This is a genomic window from Vibrio sp. 070316B, from assembly GCF_013114115.1.
GTDB classification, from domain to species: Bacteria; Pseudomonadota; Gammaproteobacteria; order Enterobacterales; family Vibrionaceae; genus Vibrio; species Vibrio chagasii_B.
In genome coordinates this window covers 113,149-131,244 of the sequence record NZ_VTYC01000005.1, presented here as the reverse complement: position 1 = coordinate 131,244, position 18,096 = coordinate 113,149, and the positions used below count along the sequence as shown (strand labels likewise).

The 18,096-nt window shown below is 43.3% G+C and carries 15 protein-coding genes and 1 pseudogene; 12 read left to right on the top strand and 4 right to left on the bottom strand.

Features of this window, described 5'->3' with window-relative positions; genetic code table 11:
* Window positions 1-245 precede the first annotated feature (245 nt).
* From F0251_RS06585 to F0251_RS06570, 4 genes are all read left to right on the top strand, one after another.
* The gene (locus F0251_RS06585) at window positions 246-401 is read left to right on the top strand and encodes a hypothetical protein (protein WP_155647289.1); all 156 of its coding nucleotides are present in this window, start codon (window positions 246-248) and stop codon (window positions 399-401) included.
* Window positions 402-680: 279 nt separating this feature from the next.
* Window positions 681-1,166, top strand: a complete 486-nt coding sequence (locus tag F0251_RS06580; protein ID WP_061031489.1) for a type II secretion system protein — start codon at window positions 681-683, stop codon at window positions 1,164-1,166.
* Window positions 1,167-1,386: 220 nt separating this feature from the next.
* A complete protein-coding gene (locus F0251_RS06575; protein ID WP_061031490.1) occupies window positions 1,387-2,082 on the top strand; it encodes an NAD-dependent epimerase/dehydratase family protein in 696 nt (231 codons plus the stop codon).
* Window positions 2,083-2,267: 185 nt separating this feature from the next.
* Window positions 2,268-3,641, top strand: coding sequence for an L-cystine transporter (locus F0251_RS06570; RefSeq protein ID WP_061031491.1), 1,374 nt, complete (start codon window positions 2,268-2,270; stop codon window positions 3,639-3,641).
* 97 nt (window positions 3,642-3,738) lie between these two features.
* Here F0251_RS06570 and F0251_RS06565 read toward each other — a convergent pair.
* Together F0251_RS06565 and F0251_RS06560 are read right to left on the bottom strand one after the other, a co-directional pair.
* A pseudogene (locus F0251_RS06565) lies at window positions 3,739-4,130 on the bottom strand (heme-binding protein).
* A gap of 9 nt (window positions 4,131-4,139) precedes the next feature.
* On the bottom strand, window positions 4,140-5,150 hold the full coding sequence (locus F0251_RS06560) for an aldo/keto reductase family oxidoreductase (RefSeq protein ID WP_171730618.1): 1,011 nt from the start codon (window positions 5,148-5,150) through the stop codon (window positions 4,140-4,142).
* Between the two features lie 142 nt (window positions 5,151-5,292).
* Here F0251_RS06560 and F0251_RS06555 point away from each other — a divergent pair, with 142 nt between their 5' ends.
* The 6 genes from F0251_RS06555 to F0251_RS06530 all read left to right on the top strand — a co-directional run bounded on the left by F0251_RS06555 (window position 5,293) and on the right by F0251_RS06530 (window position 13,669).
* A complete protein-coding gene (locus F0251_RS06555) occupies window positions 5,293-6,177 on the top strand; it encodes a LysR family transcriptional regulator (RefSeq protein WP_171730617.1) in 885 nt (294 codons plus the stop codon).
* A gap of 328 nt (window positions 6,178-6,505) precedes the next feature.
* Complete coding sequence (locus F0251_RS06550) at window positions 6,506-7,267, top strand: YdcF family protein (protein WP_061031495.1); 762 nt, start codon at window positions 6,506-6,508, stop codon at window positions 7,265-7,267.
* 461 nt (window positions 7,268-7,728) lie between these two features.
* Complete coding sequence (locus F0251_RS06545; protein WP_061031496.1) at window positions 7,729-9,201, top strand: aerolysin family beta-barrel pore-forming toxin; 1,473 nt, start codon at window positions 7,729-7,731, stop codon at window positions 9,199-9,201.
* A 185-nt stretch (window positions 9,202-9,386) separates the two neighbouring features.
* A complete protein-coding gene (locus F0251_RS06540; protein WP_171730616.1) occupies window positions 9,387-11,666 on the top strand; it encodes a hypothetical protein in 2,280 nt (759 codons plus the stop codon).
* 4 nt (window positions 11,667-11,670) lie between these two features.
* Complete coding sequence (locus F0251_RS06535; protein WP_171730615.1) at window positions 11,671-13,290, top strand: M91 family zinc metallopeptidase; 1,620 nt, start codon at window positions 11,671-11,673, stop codon at window positions 13,288-13,290.
* Window positions 13,291-13,486: 196 nt separating this feature from the next.
* Complete coding sequence (locus F0251_RS06530) at window positions 13,487-13,669, top strand: hypothetical protein (RefSeq protein WP_061031499.1); 183 nt, start codon at window positions 13,487-13,489, stop codon at window positions 13,667-13,669.
* 161 nt (window positions 13,670-13,830) lie between these two features.
* Here the strand turns inward: F0251_RS06530 and F0251_RS06525 are convergent, their stop codons facing one another.
* On the bottom strand, window positions 13,831-14,352 hold the full coding sequence (locus F0251_RS06525; RefSeq protein WP_008217508.1) for a DUF2058 domain-containing protein: 522 nt from the start codon (window positions 14,350-14,352) through the stop codon (window positions 13,831-13,833).
* 345 nt (window positions 14,353-14,697) lie between these two features.
* Here F0251_RS06525 and F0251_RS06520 point away from each other — a divergent pair, with 345 nt between their 5' ends.
* A complete protein-coding gene (locus F0251_RS06520; protein ID WP_105057005.1) occupies window positions 14,698-16,032 on the top strand; it encodes a sphingomyelin phosphodiesterase in 1,335 nt (444 codons plus the stop codon).
* Window positions 16,033-16,047: 15 nt separating this feature from the next.
* The gene (locus F0251_RS06515) at window positions 16,048-17,004 is read left to right on the top strand and encodes a chromosome partitioning protein ParA (RefSeq protein WP_116870441.1); all 957 of its coding nucleotides are present in this window, start codon (window positions 16,048-16,050) and stop codon (window positions 17,002-17,004) included.
* Window positions 17,005-17,056: 52 nt separating this feature from the next.
* On the opposite strand, the gene F0251_RS06510 is transcribed toward F0251_RS06515, so the two are convergent.
* Window positions 17,057-18,091 (bottom strand): AraC family transcriptional regulator, encoded by a 1,035-nt coding sequence (locus F0251_RS06510; protein WP_171730614.1) that lies wholly within the window; start codon window positions 18,089-18,091, stop codon window positions 17,057-17,059.
* Window positions 18,092-18,096 lie beyond the last annotated feature (5 nt).

Sequence of the window (18,096 nt, the reverse complement as noted above, 5' to 3'; positions counted from 1 at the left end):
TTAAGCAAAGCTGTATCTATGCCTAAGTAACAGAAACCGCAGAGAGTGTTCTTAATTTAAGCAATTCAAAACCACTTTTTCTCAAATTGAGAATCAAAAAGACTAACAGATTGTGCTTCGTTTGCCATCACAACGAAAAATCAATAACTTACGTTTTGGCACCCTTTATGCTTTATGTAATGTACTTGTTAATCTCTCCATTGATAAGTACCCATACAGTGAACACCCACGCTGTTAGCTACAAAATGCAACACCAAGCAACACAACCGGTTGAAAAAAGTAAAGCTCAGAAAAATGATTTAGGAGGTGCGATGATTCCAAACTCAAGCAAAAGAAAACCAAATAAATCAGGTAAGAAAGCAAGCAAAAAGGTAAGGAAAATCCCACTGTCCTTCACCTAAATTTTGCGAAGAAAGTAACAAGCCCGTCGCCCAACGGGCTTTGTTATTTTTGAGGCTAAAAATAGATTAATGCATCACTTCATCGCGCCATCATCAGATCTCATAAGTTAGACAATCCGTACACTTTAAAACCAATAAACCAATTAGATTTCAAGCATTAGTTCACTTGTTAAACTTCGTAAACTTACCCTTACATTTCATAAAGTTATAACAAACTTTCATTTATTTACTCCCTCCCCCTTATTGATAGACTTACCCCATCAATAGTTAAGGGTATTTATGAAAAACAAAGGCTTTACGTTAATTGAGTTGGTTTCGGTTATCGCTATTTTAGGTATTGTCGCTGTCACGGCTGCACCTCGATTTTTAAACATCAAATCGGATGCAACAAAAGCAACGCTCGATGGCTTCATCGGCGCTTTTAACGCAACCAATGAAATAGTCATGGGCAAAGCAGCCATCGAAGGCTTAGAGAAAGAAAAACTCATTCAATTGCCAGACCAAGATGTATGGATTAGATGGGGCGCTATTGCATTAGATTCAGACAATATTAAAAACGCGATGCAAACTGATGACTATCAGTTGCTCAGCTATGGACCGAAATTCAACCCAACCCTTATAGTCTACACGGGCAGAGAAAGGCAATTTAGAGAATTAAAGGGCTATAACTGTTTTGTTCAATTCACGCGATCTTACACATTAGATCAAACTCAACTCATCAATATTGGCGATCTAACAATCAATAAATTCTATGATGGGTGTTAACCTCTTAACTTAAAAATCTATTACGTTCATTATGTTGCCTGATCTCTTTAAGCCCGTATACGCGGGCTTTCTTGTTTCCACAACACTATTTTCTTGTAGCTAATGCCGATGGCTCGTCTTTAATTTGCACGTGCCTTCACATTAAAAGCGAACAAGTTTTCGTCATTGAACAAGAAGGTTTAAATTGAAACAGTGACTTACGTAAACGTTAGGGATAGTTATGAGTATTTCTGGAGATAAGACATCAATCATAGTGGCTGGTGCTACCGGACTGATTGGTCATCATGTGATGAACCTGCTCATCAACGAGCCTGCGATACAGCACATTTACGCTTTGTCCCGAAGGGCACTCGATTCACAGTTCCACTCAGAAAAACTCCACACGCTGATTCATAGTGATCTGCAAGTCACCAGTTGGGACGATACCAAAACCACACCCAACCTTGGGATCATCTGCTTAGGCACCACCAAGAAAAAGGCAGGTTCGAAAGAAGCATTGCGTAAAGTCGATGTAGAGTTGGTCAGCCACGTAGCTCAGTCGATGAAGTTTCTTGGAGTTCAACGCCTTGCGGTTGTGTCCAGTTATGGCGCGTCCGCTGATTCCTATTCGCACTACCTCAAGTGTAAAGGGCAAATGGAGCAGAACTTAAAGCGTATCGGCTTCAAGCAACTGTTCATTGCACGCCCTGGGCCATTGGTTGGCGAGCGAGAAGAACCAAGAGCCGATGAAAAGCTGCTACAAAGCGTATTTCCTCTTCTGTCGCCTTTTATGTTTGGGAAATTCAAAAACCTACGCCCTATCCAATCAAAAGATGTCGCTCAGGCCATGTTGTTCCGATTGTTCGAAAATAATTTCCAAAATATCGAAATTTACTCATCCAATGACATGCTCAATTTATTGGCAAAATATCGCTAAAAAGCTCATCTATTCACCATAATGTTGTATATCCACTCATACCATTCGGTGGATATTACCTATCGTTCTATTTAATTACTTTTCCTTATTTTACGTTTTGTTACAGGTCGCTACTGTAGCTAACAGTATTTGCGCCCATATATCTAAGCGCCCTATCGATTTAAAGAAATTCATAAGGAAAACAAATGTCACTTTCAGCTATCGCTGCCTTAGCGGTATTCACTGGTATCCTCTTCTTTCTCTACGGACAGCAGAAAAAAGAAAACACGTTATCGCGCTTAGTTCTGTTAGGTTTAGTTTTTGGTAGTGCTTTCGGCCTTGGTCTTCAGCTGCTATTTGGTGAAGGCAACCTTGTTATTAACGAAACGCTAGACTGGGTAAACATTGTTGGTCGTGGTTACGTTGGCTTACTGAAAATGGTCATCATGCCATTAGTACTAGTTTCGATGATTGCGGCGGTAGTTAAGCTTGAGAAAGGCGGTTCACTGGGCAAAATCTCTGGCATCACGATCTCTGTGTTGTTAGCCACCACAGCGATTTCTGCGATTGTTGGTATTGTAGTAACTCAGGCATTTGGTCTATCTGCTGAAGGTTTGACAGAAGGTGCACGTGAAACAGCACGTATCGCAACGCTAGAAAGCCGCATTGGCAGCGTTTCAGACCTAACAATTCCACAAATGCTGGTTAGCTTCATTCCAACCAACCCATTTGCAGACCTAACGGGCGCTCGCTCAACATCTATCATCGCAGTTGTTATCTTTGGTGTGCTAACGGGTATTGCTGCTCGTAAAGTAATGGCAGAGAAAGAAGAGCTAGAATCACCAATTCGTACGTTCGTTGAAGCAGCTCAATCTATCGTGATGCGCTTAGTTAAGATGATCATGGCATTAACGCCATACGGCATCGCAGCGTTAATGGCGAAAGTAGTAGCAACATCAAGTGCTTCTGACATCTTAAGCCTACTAGGTTTCATCGTAGCGTCTTACGTTGCAATTCTATTGATGTTTGTAGTTCACGGTGTGTTGGTTTCTTTTGTTGGCGTAAACCCGAAAGAATACTTCCAAAAAATCTGGCCTGTTCTAACGTTCGCTTTTACTTCGCGTAGCTCTGCTGCAACGATTCCACTGAATGTTGAAGCTCAGATCACCAAGCTAAACGTGCCACCAGCAATTGCTAACCTTTCGGCCTCTTTCGGCGCAACAATTGGTCAGAACGGTTGTGCGGGTATCTACCCTGCAATGCTTGCAGTTATGGTTGCACCTACAGTTGGTATTGACCCAATGGACATCAACTTCATTCTGTCTCTGATTGCAATCATCACGGTGAGCTCTTTCGGTATCGCTGGTGTGGGTGGCGGTGCAACGTTCGCAGCACTTATCGTACTTCCAGCTATGGGCCTTCCTGTAACGATTGCAGCACTGCTTATCTCTATCGAGCCACTTATCGATATGGCTCGTACAGCGCTTAACGTATCTGGTGCGATGACAGCCGGTACGATTACAAGTCGCCTATTAGGTAAGAAAGACAAGCAACAAGATCTGGAACAGGCGAACGCTTAATTCTGAATCAAACAGCTCGATCAACAAAAAACCGATGCCCATGCATCGGTTTTTTATTATCTGTCTTATGTCAGAACTGCGTTGTAAACGTTAGAACTTAAAGCACTAATCGAATCACATTCTCAGCTAATGCTTCATCGTCATCTTCACTTAATCCGCTAATACCAATAGCACCAATCACCTGCCCTTGATACTTAATCGGAACCCCACCTTTGAATCCGGGATTTTTGAGTCCGTCCAATAGCTAAGATCTTTGCCAGTTTCTCTCGCCCAAGCGCCTAAATTACCACTCGGTTGTCTATCTCTAGCCGAGGTATAAGCTTTGTTTTGAGCCAACAAGCCTGCTTGCACGCTAACATTGTCCATTCGGGAGAACGCCAGCAGTTCACCATGTGTATCACATACACTCACAGCGATGGATTGGTTGTTGTGCCCTGCAATGTCGAGTGCACTGTACACAAGTTGCTGTACTATTTTTTGATTCAACATGTTCATCCCCTATGGCAATGCTTGACCACGTGAGTACACGTATAAGTTGTACCACTCTTCACGAGTGAGATTAATCTGAGTCGCAACCGCAGACGCCTTGATTCGCTCTAGATTGGTGGTACCGATGACAGGCTGAATACCAGCAGGGTGACGAAGTAAAAACGCCAACACAATCGCTTCGCTTTCTACGCCATATTGATTGGCTAACTGGGTGACATAGTGCGCGGTCTTCTTCACATTCTCATGTTCTGAATATAAGCCTTGCTCAGCAAATCGACCTTGTGCCAAACAGCCCCAAGCTTGCAATTGGATATTATTCATCTGGCAATGTTCAAGAGTACCTGCAGCGAAGTCTGATTGATGGTGCCCTTGCGAGTTAATCATCACCCCATCATTCAACCAATCCAATTTGGCTAAGCTCATCTCAACTTGATTCGCGACGATAGGTTGCCCGAGCGCAGATTGCAGGTACTGGATTTGGTGACTGTTCATGTTAGACACACCAAAGAAATCTACCTTGCCCTGTACTTTCAGATTCTCCAGCGTTCTTGCCAGTTCATCCAAATCCATCAACGGATCAGGGCGATGCAAAAGCAGCACATCTAGCTTTTCAGTATTCAATCGCTTCAAAATACCTTCTACCGATTGGCTTACCCAATCTGCCGAGAAATCATAACGACCAACGTTGCCTTCACCTTCAAATCGAATACCACACTTGGATTGAATGAACATCTGATCACGCAGTTCAGGGGCTTGTTGTAACGCTTGACCAAAGGCTTGCTCTGCCTTACTGAAAGTATAAATATCAGCATGGTCAAACAAGTTAATTCCCGACTCTAGTGCTGTGTCAATTACGCTACGTGTTTGAGCTACATCAGCACTCGTTACCGGGTTGTCGTTCCAGCCACCTCCAAGCCCCATGCATCCGTAGGCGATTTGCCCAACACCGTCTAGATGTTTTGATAGTGGGATGTTCTTTTGATTATCATTTTTGTTCGTTGAATCAATGCTGTTCGTCATACTTGATCTCGCTTAGAAGGTTTGATGCCAATAAATATGCCTCTATCATATTGTTCTTTTTAAAGAACAGAATATGCTAGTAACGAAATGATTGTTTGGTATAGCGAACAATAAAGATGGGTAGCTTTGAAGGAATACGCGAATGAACGAGCACAAAAGAATAGAACGTCTGATCCTATTTGTAGAACTTGCTCAGCAACTTAACTTTACCAAGGCAGCGGAAAAGCTTGGTATATCCAAGAGCTACCTTTCAGAGCAAATCAAACGACTAGAAAGGGACTTACAGTGTCCATTGCTTGTAAGAACCACGCGCAGTGTACGACTAACCCAAGAAGGCGAACGCGCACTGCAACAAGGTTTAACGATACGCTCTCAAGTGTTGCAGCTCGAGCGCAGCGTTTCCGAGCAACACGACATCGTAAAAGGCACGTTACGCCTTACGGCACCAAAGATGTTTACAGAGGTGTTCCTGTTCGATATCTGCCAGCAGTTTAGACAGCAATACCCCGAGATTCGCTTTGAGATTAACAGCAGTTACACCAACTTTAATCTCAACCACGATGATATCGATATCGCCTTTCGTGCCACCAATACCCCGCCAGATAACATGATCGCGAAACAATTGATTACCTATCAACACGATTTGGTTGCAACGCCCAGCTATCTTAACCAATTTGGTCGCCCCACCAACGTGAGCGATTTAAGCAATCACCAATGCTTAGCAACGCTTCATCAAACTGAGTGGCCTTTAAAATCGGCAAATATCGATGTGTCAGGTTGGCTTTCAAGCAATGACAATCACTTACTCAAGCAACAAGCCATGATAGGAAACGGGATTATTCGTATCGCGAGTTATTACGTTGACAAAGAAGTTGAACGTGGCGAGTTAGAGCGAGTATTACCCGGCGAGTGCTTACAACAAGGGAACAGTATTTACCTGTTCTATCCGCAAGTCATCTACCCTGCTAAAAAGCACCAAGTGTTTATTAAGTTTGTTCAGAATTACTTTGAAAGTTTGAGTCGATAAATGATGGGCTAGTGATTTAAGGCAAGCGAAAGTAACTGATTTAGATAACACGAAATAGGGTTTAAATAACACGAAACAGAGTTTAAATAACACGAAATAGGGTTTAAATGATCCCTTCGTTTATATACCTATATTTTGTTCGGGGTTATTGAACAATAATAAAGCACTTTTACTCGTCCTCCTATTAGATATCTTATTTAATTACAGGAAATCGTGCATTTGTTCAATAATACAATGAGTTAGCTATGAAGTATCACCGTGATTGATATATGATTCAACACCTCAATATGCTGCATTAAATTGACACCAGTTCGATAACGGGATCACCATGAGCTTTATTATACTTTTACTTCTTCTACTATTGGTTTTCATAACTCGCTTACTTCAATGGCGAGCAACTTCCACTTTTTTATCTCTTGTTCTTATATCGTCATTTGTGCTGATTGGTACGGGTTTAATTCCTCGTTATTTACTAGACGACCTGCAAGCGAATTACGAAAGCAAGCCTGAGATCCAATGGTCGGATAATAATGCGATTGTTCTTCTTGGTGCAGGCACGCAGCTAATTAAAAGCACACAAGAGTTCGAGCCCGCCTTTTTCTCTTATGGCCGAATTAGTGAAACGGCAAGCCAATACAAAGAGTGTGCTAAAACGCAAACTTCATGCAAAGTAATCATCAGTGGTGGTGATGCTCAGAATAACGGTGTCACAGAGGCTGAAATTTACGAGCAACAACTGCTTAGACTGGGTGTTCCAATCGCCGACCTTATCCAGGAGCCGAACAGCGTCAACACTTGGAAAAATGCGCAGCTGACCAGCGATCTGATGAAACATCACCAATTCGACAACATTGTGCTGGTTTCATCTGGCCTGCACATTCGCCGTAGTGAACTCTACTTCAACCACTTTGGATTGAACGTGATTCCAGTGAGAGCTGACTACATGGCAGCTCAAACTTCATGGCTGCCATTATGGTATAACTTTGCGGTAACAGACTTTGCTCTGCATGAACAAATCGGGTTTGCGCGATACAACATCTACAACTTTATGGGTTGGAACAGCAAACGCGAAAAACCAGGCGACGCGTAATAAGACACTCGCCGATTACCGAAGGCTGCTCTGAGTAAGGTAGTCAAATCACTATAAATGAAAATGCAGCGACAACCCTTGGGTTATCGCTGCATTTTTGTATCTGTTTTGTCTATGTTCTTTACCATCTATGCAAGACAATCAGTATCAACCTGTTTGTTGAACTCGCCACCTTTCATCATTTCATCGAAAGCCTTACACACACCTCAAAAGGTATCCCGTACCTGAGTACGCACCGCTCAATAAAAAAGACAGAGAATAAAGAGAAAAATCTTTATCAAATAACACTTCAATCACTAAAAGCACCTGAAATTAAAGAGAATTTCTTTTCAATTCAATTCAGTATTTTTGCGATCGTTTTATATGACAGAGTACACGCCGCTAGGAGCCCTCGGCTTCAAATAACACATATAAATAATATCTAATAAAAAAGCCAAACAATGGCAATTAGGAACTCATTAATGTTCAACGTCAGTAAAACTGTGCTCTTTATCGCTGCCACATCATTAACGTCTTATTCTGTTAATGCCAAAATCTATTCAGACCAAGTCGTGTTGGATAACCTCGGTGAGGATGTTTGTCGCTCCGACTATCGCCCACTGACTCATACTGAAGCGCAGGAACACAAAGCTGCGCTTGTTTCTCGCATGAACGTTTGGGATATCTTTGGTCTTAAAGATGATTGGGTGATCATGGGCTCTGGTTACCACGGGCTTATTAAGCATGGAGAGTTAAGTGACAAAACCTGGTGTTACCCCAATAAACCAGAAGCGGGTTTACCATACTACCCAGCGCAAGCAATCCAAGAAAGCAGTAACCTTGGGGTTCAGAGAAGCTTGGTCAATGACAATGCATACTTCATCAGGCCATTAGCATATCTCGCACACAACCTTGGTTATGCATGGGTAGGTGGCGATGACGGACGCTATGTTGGTCAAGACATGGCGATAAATCAGCTTAACGATGGCTGGGAAATCAAGGGAAAGAGTAATGGCAGTTGTACAGGCGACCGTTGTAATGAGAAAACGACAATCACCGTCGATAACTTCGCTTACACGCTCGATACGAAAGGCTTCTCATACGGTACCGTTGAAGAAACAGACCAAGAGCTAATTAACACCCTTTCAGCTTACGCCATCAATAAGACCGAGCAGCCTAAACAGATCATCGTCGATCTTCATTTCTTACAATCAACGCAGTGGAATAAGACCAATCGTTTTGACCTTGCAGATGTTGTCTTGATGAACGAAGACTTTAACTGGCCTCAAGCTGGAAAAACCGATGTTCGAGTAGTGTTAGAAAAAGGCCAGCATTTCGCTGATACCAATAGTGGGCAGCGCTCTAAGGCGAGTGACCTTCAAGCCATCTTAACGGTACCTGCTCGTTCAGTATTACCATTTAGAGTTGAGTTCTTGCGCTCTACCATCTCTTACCCTTATCGCATCAAAGCTAATATGAGTTACGACGTAAACTTCACAGGCTTTCTTCGTTACAGTGGTAATGCGTTAGTTTCACACCCGACTAACCGCCCTACTCTCTCTCACACATTTACCATGGGCACCAACAGCGAAGAGCAAGCGAATATCCGCTACCAATGGGACCACCGTTATATTCCCGGTGAGATGGAATGGTGGGACTGGAGTTGGGCAATCAACGAATATGGTCTGAGCAGCATGCAATACGCCGCTGGCGCGAGTGTTCGCCCCTTCTACTCTTATGTTTCTGGTCAGTTTAATGCCGAGTCACAATATTCTGGGATGATCGATATCGGTGCTGAGCACTCTGTCGATTCATTTGATGCCGTGAACATATTAACCAACAACAAAACCTACTATGCGGGCGATATAACTGTTGTGACCGATTTCGATCCTGAAGCACTAAATCGACTCGGTTATCACGATGCTCAGCTAATGATTACTCCAATACAACACTAAAAACACGCCTGTACTCAAACACTAAGCTCATCACTCCGGTGGTGAGCTTTTTGTTACCTCCGTATCCAAAAGTAAACCAAAGCACTTATTCAACAACTGTTCTGGGCAGGTTCCCTCTGTCGTCAGTAAACACTGTTTGAGAAGTGCTTTTCCTCCCAACCACCAAAGAAAGGCACTATCTAAATATGACCAAGAAAATCCATTTATGGCGGTTCGCAGCCATTGTCTATAGCCCCTTATCCGTCGCATTTTGTCTTAGTGACGACGTCCAAGATACTCAATCATTAGATGCGATTACCCAGAATCGTATTACGTCCTGGGCTCGAAACGAAGTTTATTCAGAGCCACAGTTTGGCATTGCACTAGGCGAACTTGAGCACGATGCTCATACAAACTCTTTCTCGGCAGCTTGGCCACAGACAGAGCAAGCACTGGCGAGCGTCCCGCAAACTTTTGAAAGTACACTAAGCGAACAAAGTCTATTCAACCGCCTCGGTAAAGCGGGCTCTTCTACGCTCGAAGTTTTAGGGCCAGTTGGAGATGCGGTCGCCGTGGGCTTTTGGCTAGACAACGTGGTAAGTACATTCTCTCAGGAATCCTCTACTCGTCTTGATGAAGCCGCTTCTGTTTTTTCCATCGTTCCTCTCGTTGGTGATGAGTTAAACCTATTGTCGAATGATATTAAGTACTTCGCAGCGAAAGAAAAAATTGAAGAGTTTGAAAACCAATCACATTACGTGTTTAGTGACCACTCGCCAGATTTTTATCGCTTCCATCACAAAAAAAAGGACGCAATTGCTCTACTTAACAAATACGACAATCACGTATTACAGAGTGCCGAAATGTATGTCGACCACTTACTTCTTGAAGCTGACACAGAATATCGCCGACTGACCGCTGCATACGATAGGCAACTTTCTAAACAAATGGCACGCATTGATTTAGAAATGTTGAAATCTATCGCGCATGTATCGCCTGAATCAAATCTGCACCAGCCGCTATGCCACAACGTTCACTCTTCTTTAACAGAACTAGAACGCTGTATTCGCACTGAAGGGGCCTCACGCATTGACAATTTAGTTAATAACCTAAGCAAAGATGACTACCACGCGCTCGCTTTAAAATTACATAGCAAGAAAAGAGAGCTCGTTGAAATCGCTTTACGCCGACTATCCACGCACAGAATGAACATAGTTAAAAGGCTAATAGAAAGGGCAAAACCTCACGTCGCATCGATCATAACACACAGCAAAATCAACCGAAGTACATTGGAATTTCAAGTCAGGCAAAGTGGATTGAGAGAGTATGCAAACGAAGTTTGGGGGCTTGATTATCTCAGTGAAGAGCAACTTAAAACGGCTACCTTACTGATACGCCCAGCCAGAGAGTGTTGGGGAGTTCCTGCCATTGTACCCGGAGGCATTCAATCCTCTGTCGATGCATGTAAAGATTCTGGTGCATTATACGATACTTACCACCCTATAAAGGACCCAGAGTTATCAGAAGTGTTGCTAAAAAAGGTTGAACTTAATGTCGAAGAGCATGTTGCATCGAGAGTTATTGCTGGTTGGCCAGTTGGCTTATTTAAAACTCAATTAATCAGTACTGCTAACGCCTATATATCTGGCCAGTCGTCGAACAAACTATTTGAAGATCTCCTGTCCAAGTTAGCAAACATAGAAGCTCTCCCCTACCAAACGTCTTTCAATGATTACTTGGAGAGCAAAGGAGTTGACAGCTCAGACCCCAATAATCGCAACAGTTGGTATCAGGTTAGCCGTTGGTACGAGCTGCTGCTAACAGAACAACCAAGTGGTGGGGTATTAGATCTAATCAAACAATATGAAATTTTTAAACACTTTATTCAGCCTCAATTCAAGATCGCTATTACCCTTTCTTACATACGCTCTCTCAATTACTCAGTACCCTACCCAAGCGTATACTCTGCAGCAAACCTTAGGTTTTATGCCCCTCAAATGGCAGACATACTCGATAACGTGATGTCGCAACCTGGCGCTCACTTTGAGCGAAACTTTCAAAACGCCATTGACAGCATAACGGAAAAGGCGATGAAAGCGACAAGTGCCAACCAACTTCATTATTTATTGGGCGATCTTTCTCTCTATCTTCAAATCGCACAGCATCAACAGTCAGAATCAAATATATCAACCAACAGTAAACATCAACTGTTCAACAGCACGCTATCACCTCTTCATCTGAGCTACCTATCACAAGACCATCAAGACACCATTGCGTTTCAAATTGGGGAAATCTCTACCCACCAGCTTTGGTCGGACCTAGTTGATATCAAGAGCGCGTTAAGCCAAGGGGATATTCAAACGGCAGTAACACAATTAGGAGCCATCGTTAAAGAGGATGACTTTACCATGCTTCCACACATCAACCATATGCTGCTTAGAGAGCTAGAAGATTGGATTGAAATTCAATTGGCATTAGAGGAATAAGTCTATGAAACATAAAATTACACTAACCCTTTTGACCTTGATGCTGCTCATCAATTCAAGCCATACATTTGCTGGAAAAGGATCTGAATTTGGACTCTTTTATGATGATCCAGACGGCGTAAGAGTCATCGAAGGATACAATTCCGGGGCTTATGGAAACCTTTATCGCATGTCCAAAAATCTATACGTGCAAACCAAGAGTGACGCCTACCTTGCAGACATGAGCGTATTGATTCGCAACCTGCAACTATCGCCAACAGGACGTGAGATTTTGCGACAAATCGCGACCTACGAACCAGTAAATGCACCCGATGATGCTGTTGAACCACTAATAGAACATACGATCGGAGTCGATCAATCAAAGGCCACTGTTGTCACGGTGATCAGGGAACCTGAAGGCCCAGGCCGACTATTCGAGACAGTACCTTCGTTGTTCGAAGACCAGCAAAAGGCTTCACTGGCATGGCAACGACAATTCAATGGCAAAGGTGTATCGAATACGATTCTCTTCTCCACCACAGAGATGGTTAACATTCCAGGAAAGAACACACCATTTGATCAAACCGTCGCTTTAGGACATGAGCTCATCCACGCTCGAGATTTTTCTTCTGGCGCTGTTCCACAAGGCAGTACACCTCTGTCTCATCGACATCCCGACACCAACCAAATCACCGAATATGTCATTCCGAATTATGAGTACCAAGCGACAGGAATTACACACTACAACAATGCTGAAAATGGGCGGGATCCTGTAACGGAAATCAGTAGTGCAAGACAATCAATGATCAACCTTCGCGAAGAGATGTATTTCCATTGGAAAGCACTCGGACAAGAAAAGGCCAAGGCGTATTTAAAAAATGAAAAAGTGGTGAGCGAGTTTCATTTAGCTGATGATCTAGGAAAAGAGAAGCGCAATACTTATTGGCCAAAAGAGCATTACGACTATCAACCCTACCCCCTTGAAACTAGACCATCTGCAACACCTCAGCATGCCCCTAAATGGGATACCGTAGAAGGAAAGCAAGCTCATATAGAAGTTAAACAAGCACTCCAAAAGTCATTAAGTGAAGGGAACAAGCCAGCGATTGTTATCGTTGACGCTACCGAACAGCGTCTTTCTCAAAGCCTGCAAAACTCGCCAGCACTTACACGAAGAGGCCTTAGTAACCAAAGTTCCATTTTGAAATACGCAGCACAGAACGACATCAAAGTGGTCAACCTATACAGTGCCGCGAACGAAACGCCACTGAGCTCGCTTAAAAAAAGGAAAAAGAACCTGCTATACCGAGCGATTTCCGGTCAAAAAACAGAAGAGACTCAAGGTTACCGGGATGTTCAGTACAACGAAGGTAACCAAACAGCCCTAACCTCAGCACTGGAAGACAACGACGAAGTGTTAGTGATGGCCTACTCTGACGGCAAAGTGACAACCAATATTATCGACAACCTTTCAGAGAACATGCAAAAACAAGTAGTGGTATCGCGATACGCTAACTTGGATTACCAACCATCAAACCTCAGTGCAGAAGAGAGCACAGCCTGGAAATCGCTAAGAAGGAAAGACAATGTAAGAATGCTTGGAGGTGGCAGCCGCTCTCGCTTCAATATATGTAGCATCCAATAAATGAGGCTCAAAAAGACAGTTTGCCATCAGTAAAACGTCATATACAACCAGCCCTTTATTAGTGATTAACCGCAATAGCAAAGGGCCGGTTTATGACAAATAAACTCGTTGCGTGACTTAAAAATGCAATCACAACGACACAAAAGTTTGAGTTAATGAAGCCGGCTAAAGACAGAGATCCCTAACAGGAGGAGCTATGAAATACTGTCCATGTTGCTCAACAGAGCTCATCTCACGAGATGATGTACACATTTGTCCACGTAACGAAATCGGTGACTGCTATTTTGACGGGTATGAGCAATCTCATATTGAATATCATCAGCTCAAAGACTACCCACAAGATTCAGCGTTCGATATCGCAGAGGGCATCGCTGACTAGCTCTAATAGAGTTGAAAAACGGAGTTTGTCTCGCTAGCAAATCGTTTCGGCTTACGTTTATATTCACCAAAATTAAAAAGCCCTGATGTTAATATCATCAGGGCTTTTTTGTCTTTCAGCGCCATAAACATACAGCGAATCTAGAAGTAATTAGCTAACCATTACCACATAAGATCATCTGGGATAACGAAGTCTTTGTACGGGTCATCTTCATCAACTTCATCGCTGCTTGCCGTTTGAGTATCAACGATTGATTCTTCATCACGCATAGCGATTTTGTTTGCTACCGCAGTTGGAATAACCACATAGCTTTCGCCCTGACGCGCAATACTCAAGATGCCTTTACTCAATTGCTTTTGAGTCAGCTCTTCTACGTATAGGTATTTAACCAAAGTACCGTCGGTGAAGTTATATTTGATCTCACCATTTTTCTGGTCAATCTTATTCATATCAATCAGCTGTTTCACTTGAGCTTTGATCTCTTTGCTCAACTGTTTCTCTTTCAGCTGCTGGTTTAATTCTTTGTCTTTTGCTTGCTGCGCCAGTTTGTTTTCTTCTGCCGCTGCTTTTGCTTCACGAGCTTGAACGCGAGACTTTTTAGAGCCTTTCTTCGCCTTCTTTAATTTTTTCTCATTTACCAAGCCAGCTTTAAGCATCTGCTCTTGGAGTGTTAACTTTGCCATGACTTTCCCAGTTCAGGATTAAAAACGGCACTATCATACCTGTTTTTCGAGTTTCTGTTTACCAGACAAGAGTAAATTACTCAACAATTCCAAAATTAACACATCCTCTGAAAACGACTTATTGTTCATTCTCTTAACCGATACCAATTCACCTTCCAACTTTATTGCGCGCGCGTAACACTTCTCATTCCATCAGAACAATATTTTCATCTTCAATAGATGGTCAAATTTATAAAACCTTGGCATATATCTCATAATTTAATATTGCTTATAGAGTTATAACTCAAGCGCAATATCTATTGACTACGTTATTCATTACACCCATTAGTAAGGATAACGTAACCAATGAAAAATCAATGGACTAGCTTAAGTGCATTACTCGCATCAGCTTCATTCTTATCTACCCCGGCTATCGCCGATACCGACGTGTATCTGACCAATAACACCAATCAAGTAATGACGATTCAAGCCAGTCACAGTGGTACTGACCTCCTTAAATATGGAGACGAATGGCAACAACACGTTGAACAAATTGGCCCTTGGGAAACCAAAAAACTGATCAGCTTTAATCGTTGGACGGGTGTCAAATCAGGGGAAACTTATCAATTCAATACTGTGGTTTCGAATACTGTGGGTGAAAGTATCACTCTTAATCAAACCATGAATGGACACTGGTACAACTCTACTCTACAACATGGCTTAAGTGCTGCTGATGTTAATTTGAGACTCTACGATGACCGTAATATTCATCGCAGTACGACCGATGCCTTTGACCTGAATACCGAGCTCGCACTCAAAGCTGATAACACAGCACGTTACGATGACATTCACTACACCATCACTCCAGAAAAAGTAGACGAGCAACCGAACCCTGATGCGAATACGTTGAAGGTCATGACGTATAACATTTGGGCTCTTCCTGCGATCGCCTCCCACATTGGCGACCGCTACGACCTGATCCCTCAGTATGTCGAAGGCTACGACGTACTCGCACTTCAAGAGGTGTTTGCCAACGGTCGAGATGAATTCTTACGTGAGCTGGCCAAAGAATACCCTTACCAAACTAAAATGCTCGATAAAGATGGCATCAACATCTACGACGGCGGCGTCATCATTGTCAGCCGCTATCCTATTGTTAACGAAGCTCAGTATGTGTTTCCCGACTGCACTGGTACTGACTGTTTTGCTGACAAGGGCGTGAACTACGCAGAGATCATCAAAAATGGACAGGCATATCACGTGTTTGGTACTCACACCGCATCGTTCGACACCACAACGGCACGTAACTACCGACAACGTCAATTCAGACAAATGCGTGAGTTAGCCGTATCGCTCGATATCCCTGCATCAGAAACTGTGATTTATAGCGGCGACTTCAACGTTAATAAGCTTAAGTTCCCAAGTGATTACCAAGAGATGTTTGCTAACCTTCAAGCGATTGAACCCGAGTATTCAGGCTATACGGCGTCGACATTCGACCCACGTATTAATAACTTCGCTGGCGAGCCAATGTCCGGTGGGGAAAACGTCGAATACCTAGACTATGTCGTGGTCAGTTCCGAATACGCAGTGAAAGCGCATAACAATAACCGGGTTGACGTTCCCCGCTCTACCAGTAATGAGCTTTGGAAGCATTACAATCTTTCAGACCACTTCCCTGTTAGTGCAGTCATCAAGTAACGTGGTGAATAAGAAATGCAGCGCGTTATATTAATCATCATGCTCACCGCATTGGTGGGCATGATTAGTTATTCATGGTCATCGAAAACACCAGAAACATCCACGGCTTTGGTTGAACAGGAAGCAGTTGCGCAACAAAGCGATGATTACCCTCTCATTGAGAATCACGAAACCGAAAGACAACAAGACGCTTTGCGCCAACCCAATCTGCCTGTAACGATTGATGGCAAAGCGTATGCTGAGCAGTTGGTTAGCCTTGAAGGTAAAAGCTTGTTCAGTGAGTTTGACCAATTTTGGGCACAATGCGAACAGGCCAACAACTGTAAGGTACAACTATCGCAACTAGAATCTGAGTTACCAAAAGAATGGTTTGAATTACTGAGCAACTATCCTGCTCTCTATTCAGAGTGGAAAACTATGGAAAGTACCATCCCTCTCGACTCTGTAGATGACTTAGAGGCGCGCGTTGCCTTGTTTAAGCAATCCGCGCAACAGATATGGGGTGAGTTAGCCCACCAGCTGTTTTCCGATCAATTTGCGCATTTAGACTTTACGCTTAGTGCAAAGGCAGTTAATTCGATAGAAGCGAACGAGTTTACTTTGCACTATCAAAAATTACTGTCGCAGTGGCAAAGTAAAGCCGAAGCATTAAACGTAGAAACTAAAGCACAACAATACGAGCTCGCTATGTCATTACTTCCGAGTAGCTTTAGCCCAACCGAGCTAGCCTCCATTAAGGCAGAACTGCAAGAGATATATTTGGATGAATCACAAGCAAGCAACATTGTGGCTCGTGAACAACAAGTAGCGAAGCAACAGCAAACGGTGGCAACTTATCATGAACAATTCGCTCAACTAAAGTCGTCCTTAGATGTACTGCGGTCTACCAGCCATAGGGACTGGAGCACCCAAGAGTGGGATACATACTATCAACAACAGGTGTCTGGCTTTCGGGAGACCTTCTTTAAATAACCTCTTTGGACAATCTAGCTTCAAATCACCAGCCAACTACCGTGGTATCGGATCAGCTGAGGTCATTGCGAAACTGTGCTGGTGTTTTATGAAGCCAGCCTTTAAATGCCCTTCTGAAGTTTGCAGGATCACTGTAGCCAAGCCTTTCACCGATATCCTCAATGCTCATGGTTGTCGCAAGCAAAAGCTCTTTGGCTAACTCAATACGAACTTCCGATAATAATGTCTGATAACTGGAATCATGAGCGTTCAGCTCGCGCCTGAGTGTGCGAGAGCTGCAACCAAACTGCTCTGCGAGTCGCTCAATACTGGGAAAGTGACCTACCGTTTGGTAGAAGATCGTTTTTATCTGGTTGGTTAATAGATGCTCTGAATCCAAGGTCTCAACAATCGATTGGCAAGAAGTGAGGTAACGTTTCAGAGTGGCGGCGTCATGAGTTGGTAGGGTTTGGGACAACACCGATGCATCAAATCGCATCTCACAACTGACCTTAGCAAAGGCGACATCACACGCAAACCGTTCATTATACAATGCGGCGTAATTGGGGCATGGATAAGGCAACAACAGCATTTCAATCGATAATACAGAGCCAGTCAGTTCCTGAAACAAAGAAAGGATCGAGCTAAGAAAGTACTCGCTGCAGAAAGGAAGCAGGTCCCCAACCTCTAATGTGTTGTCGATCAGTATCGCAGCTTTCTCACCATCTCGAATCAACTTTACCGAGAAGATCGGCCCGTTCAAGCGTAGGTATTTAAAACCTGACTTGATCGCCTCTTCTACGTTTTGACTGGTCGATAACACATACCCCAACACACCAAAGTGGCTCAAGCTAGCGTTTTCCCCAAGCCATAAACCCAAACCATCATGTGGAAAGCTTTGGTTTACAGCACTGAAAATAGACAGCTTATCCGCGTAAGTCAGTTTCGTATTGGCATCTCGCCAATCGGCACTTTCAAGTCCTAAACCAAAGAGTAGTTCTTCAGTATTCACGCCTCTTTGTTCTATGGCATTGAGCAATAATCCCACATCTAAAGCGCCCAGGTGATGGCGGTGCTCGGTTGGCATGTACTCTGCAATAATGTTCAATCGAA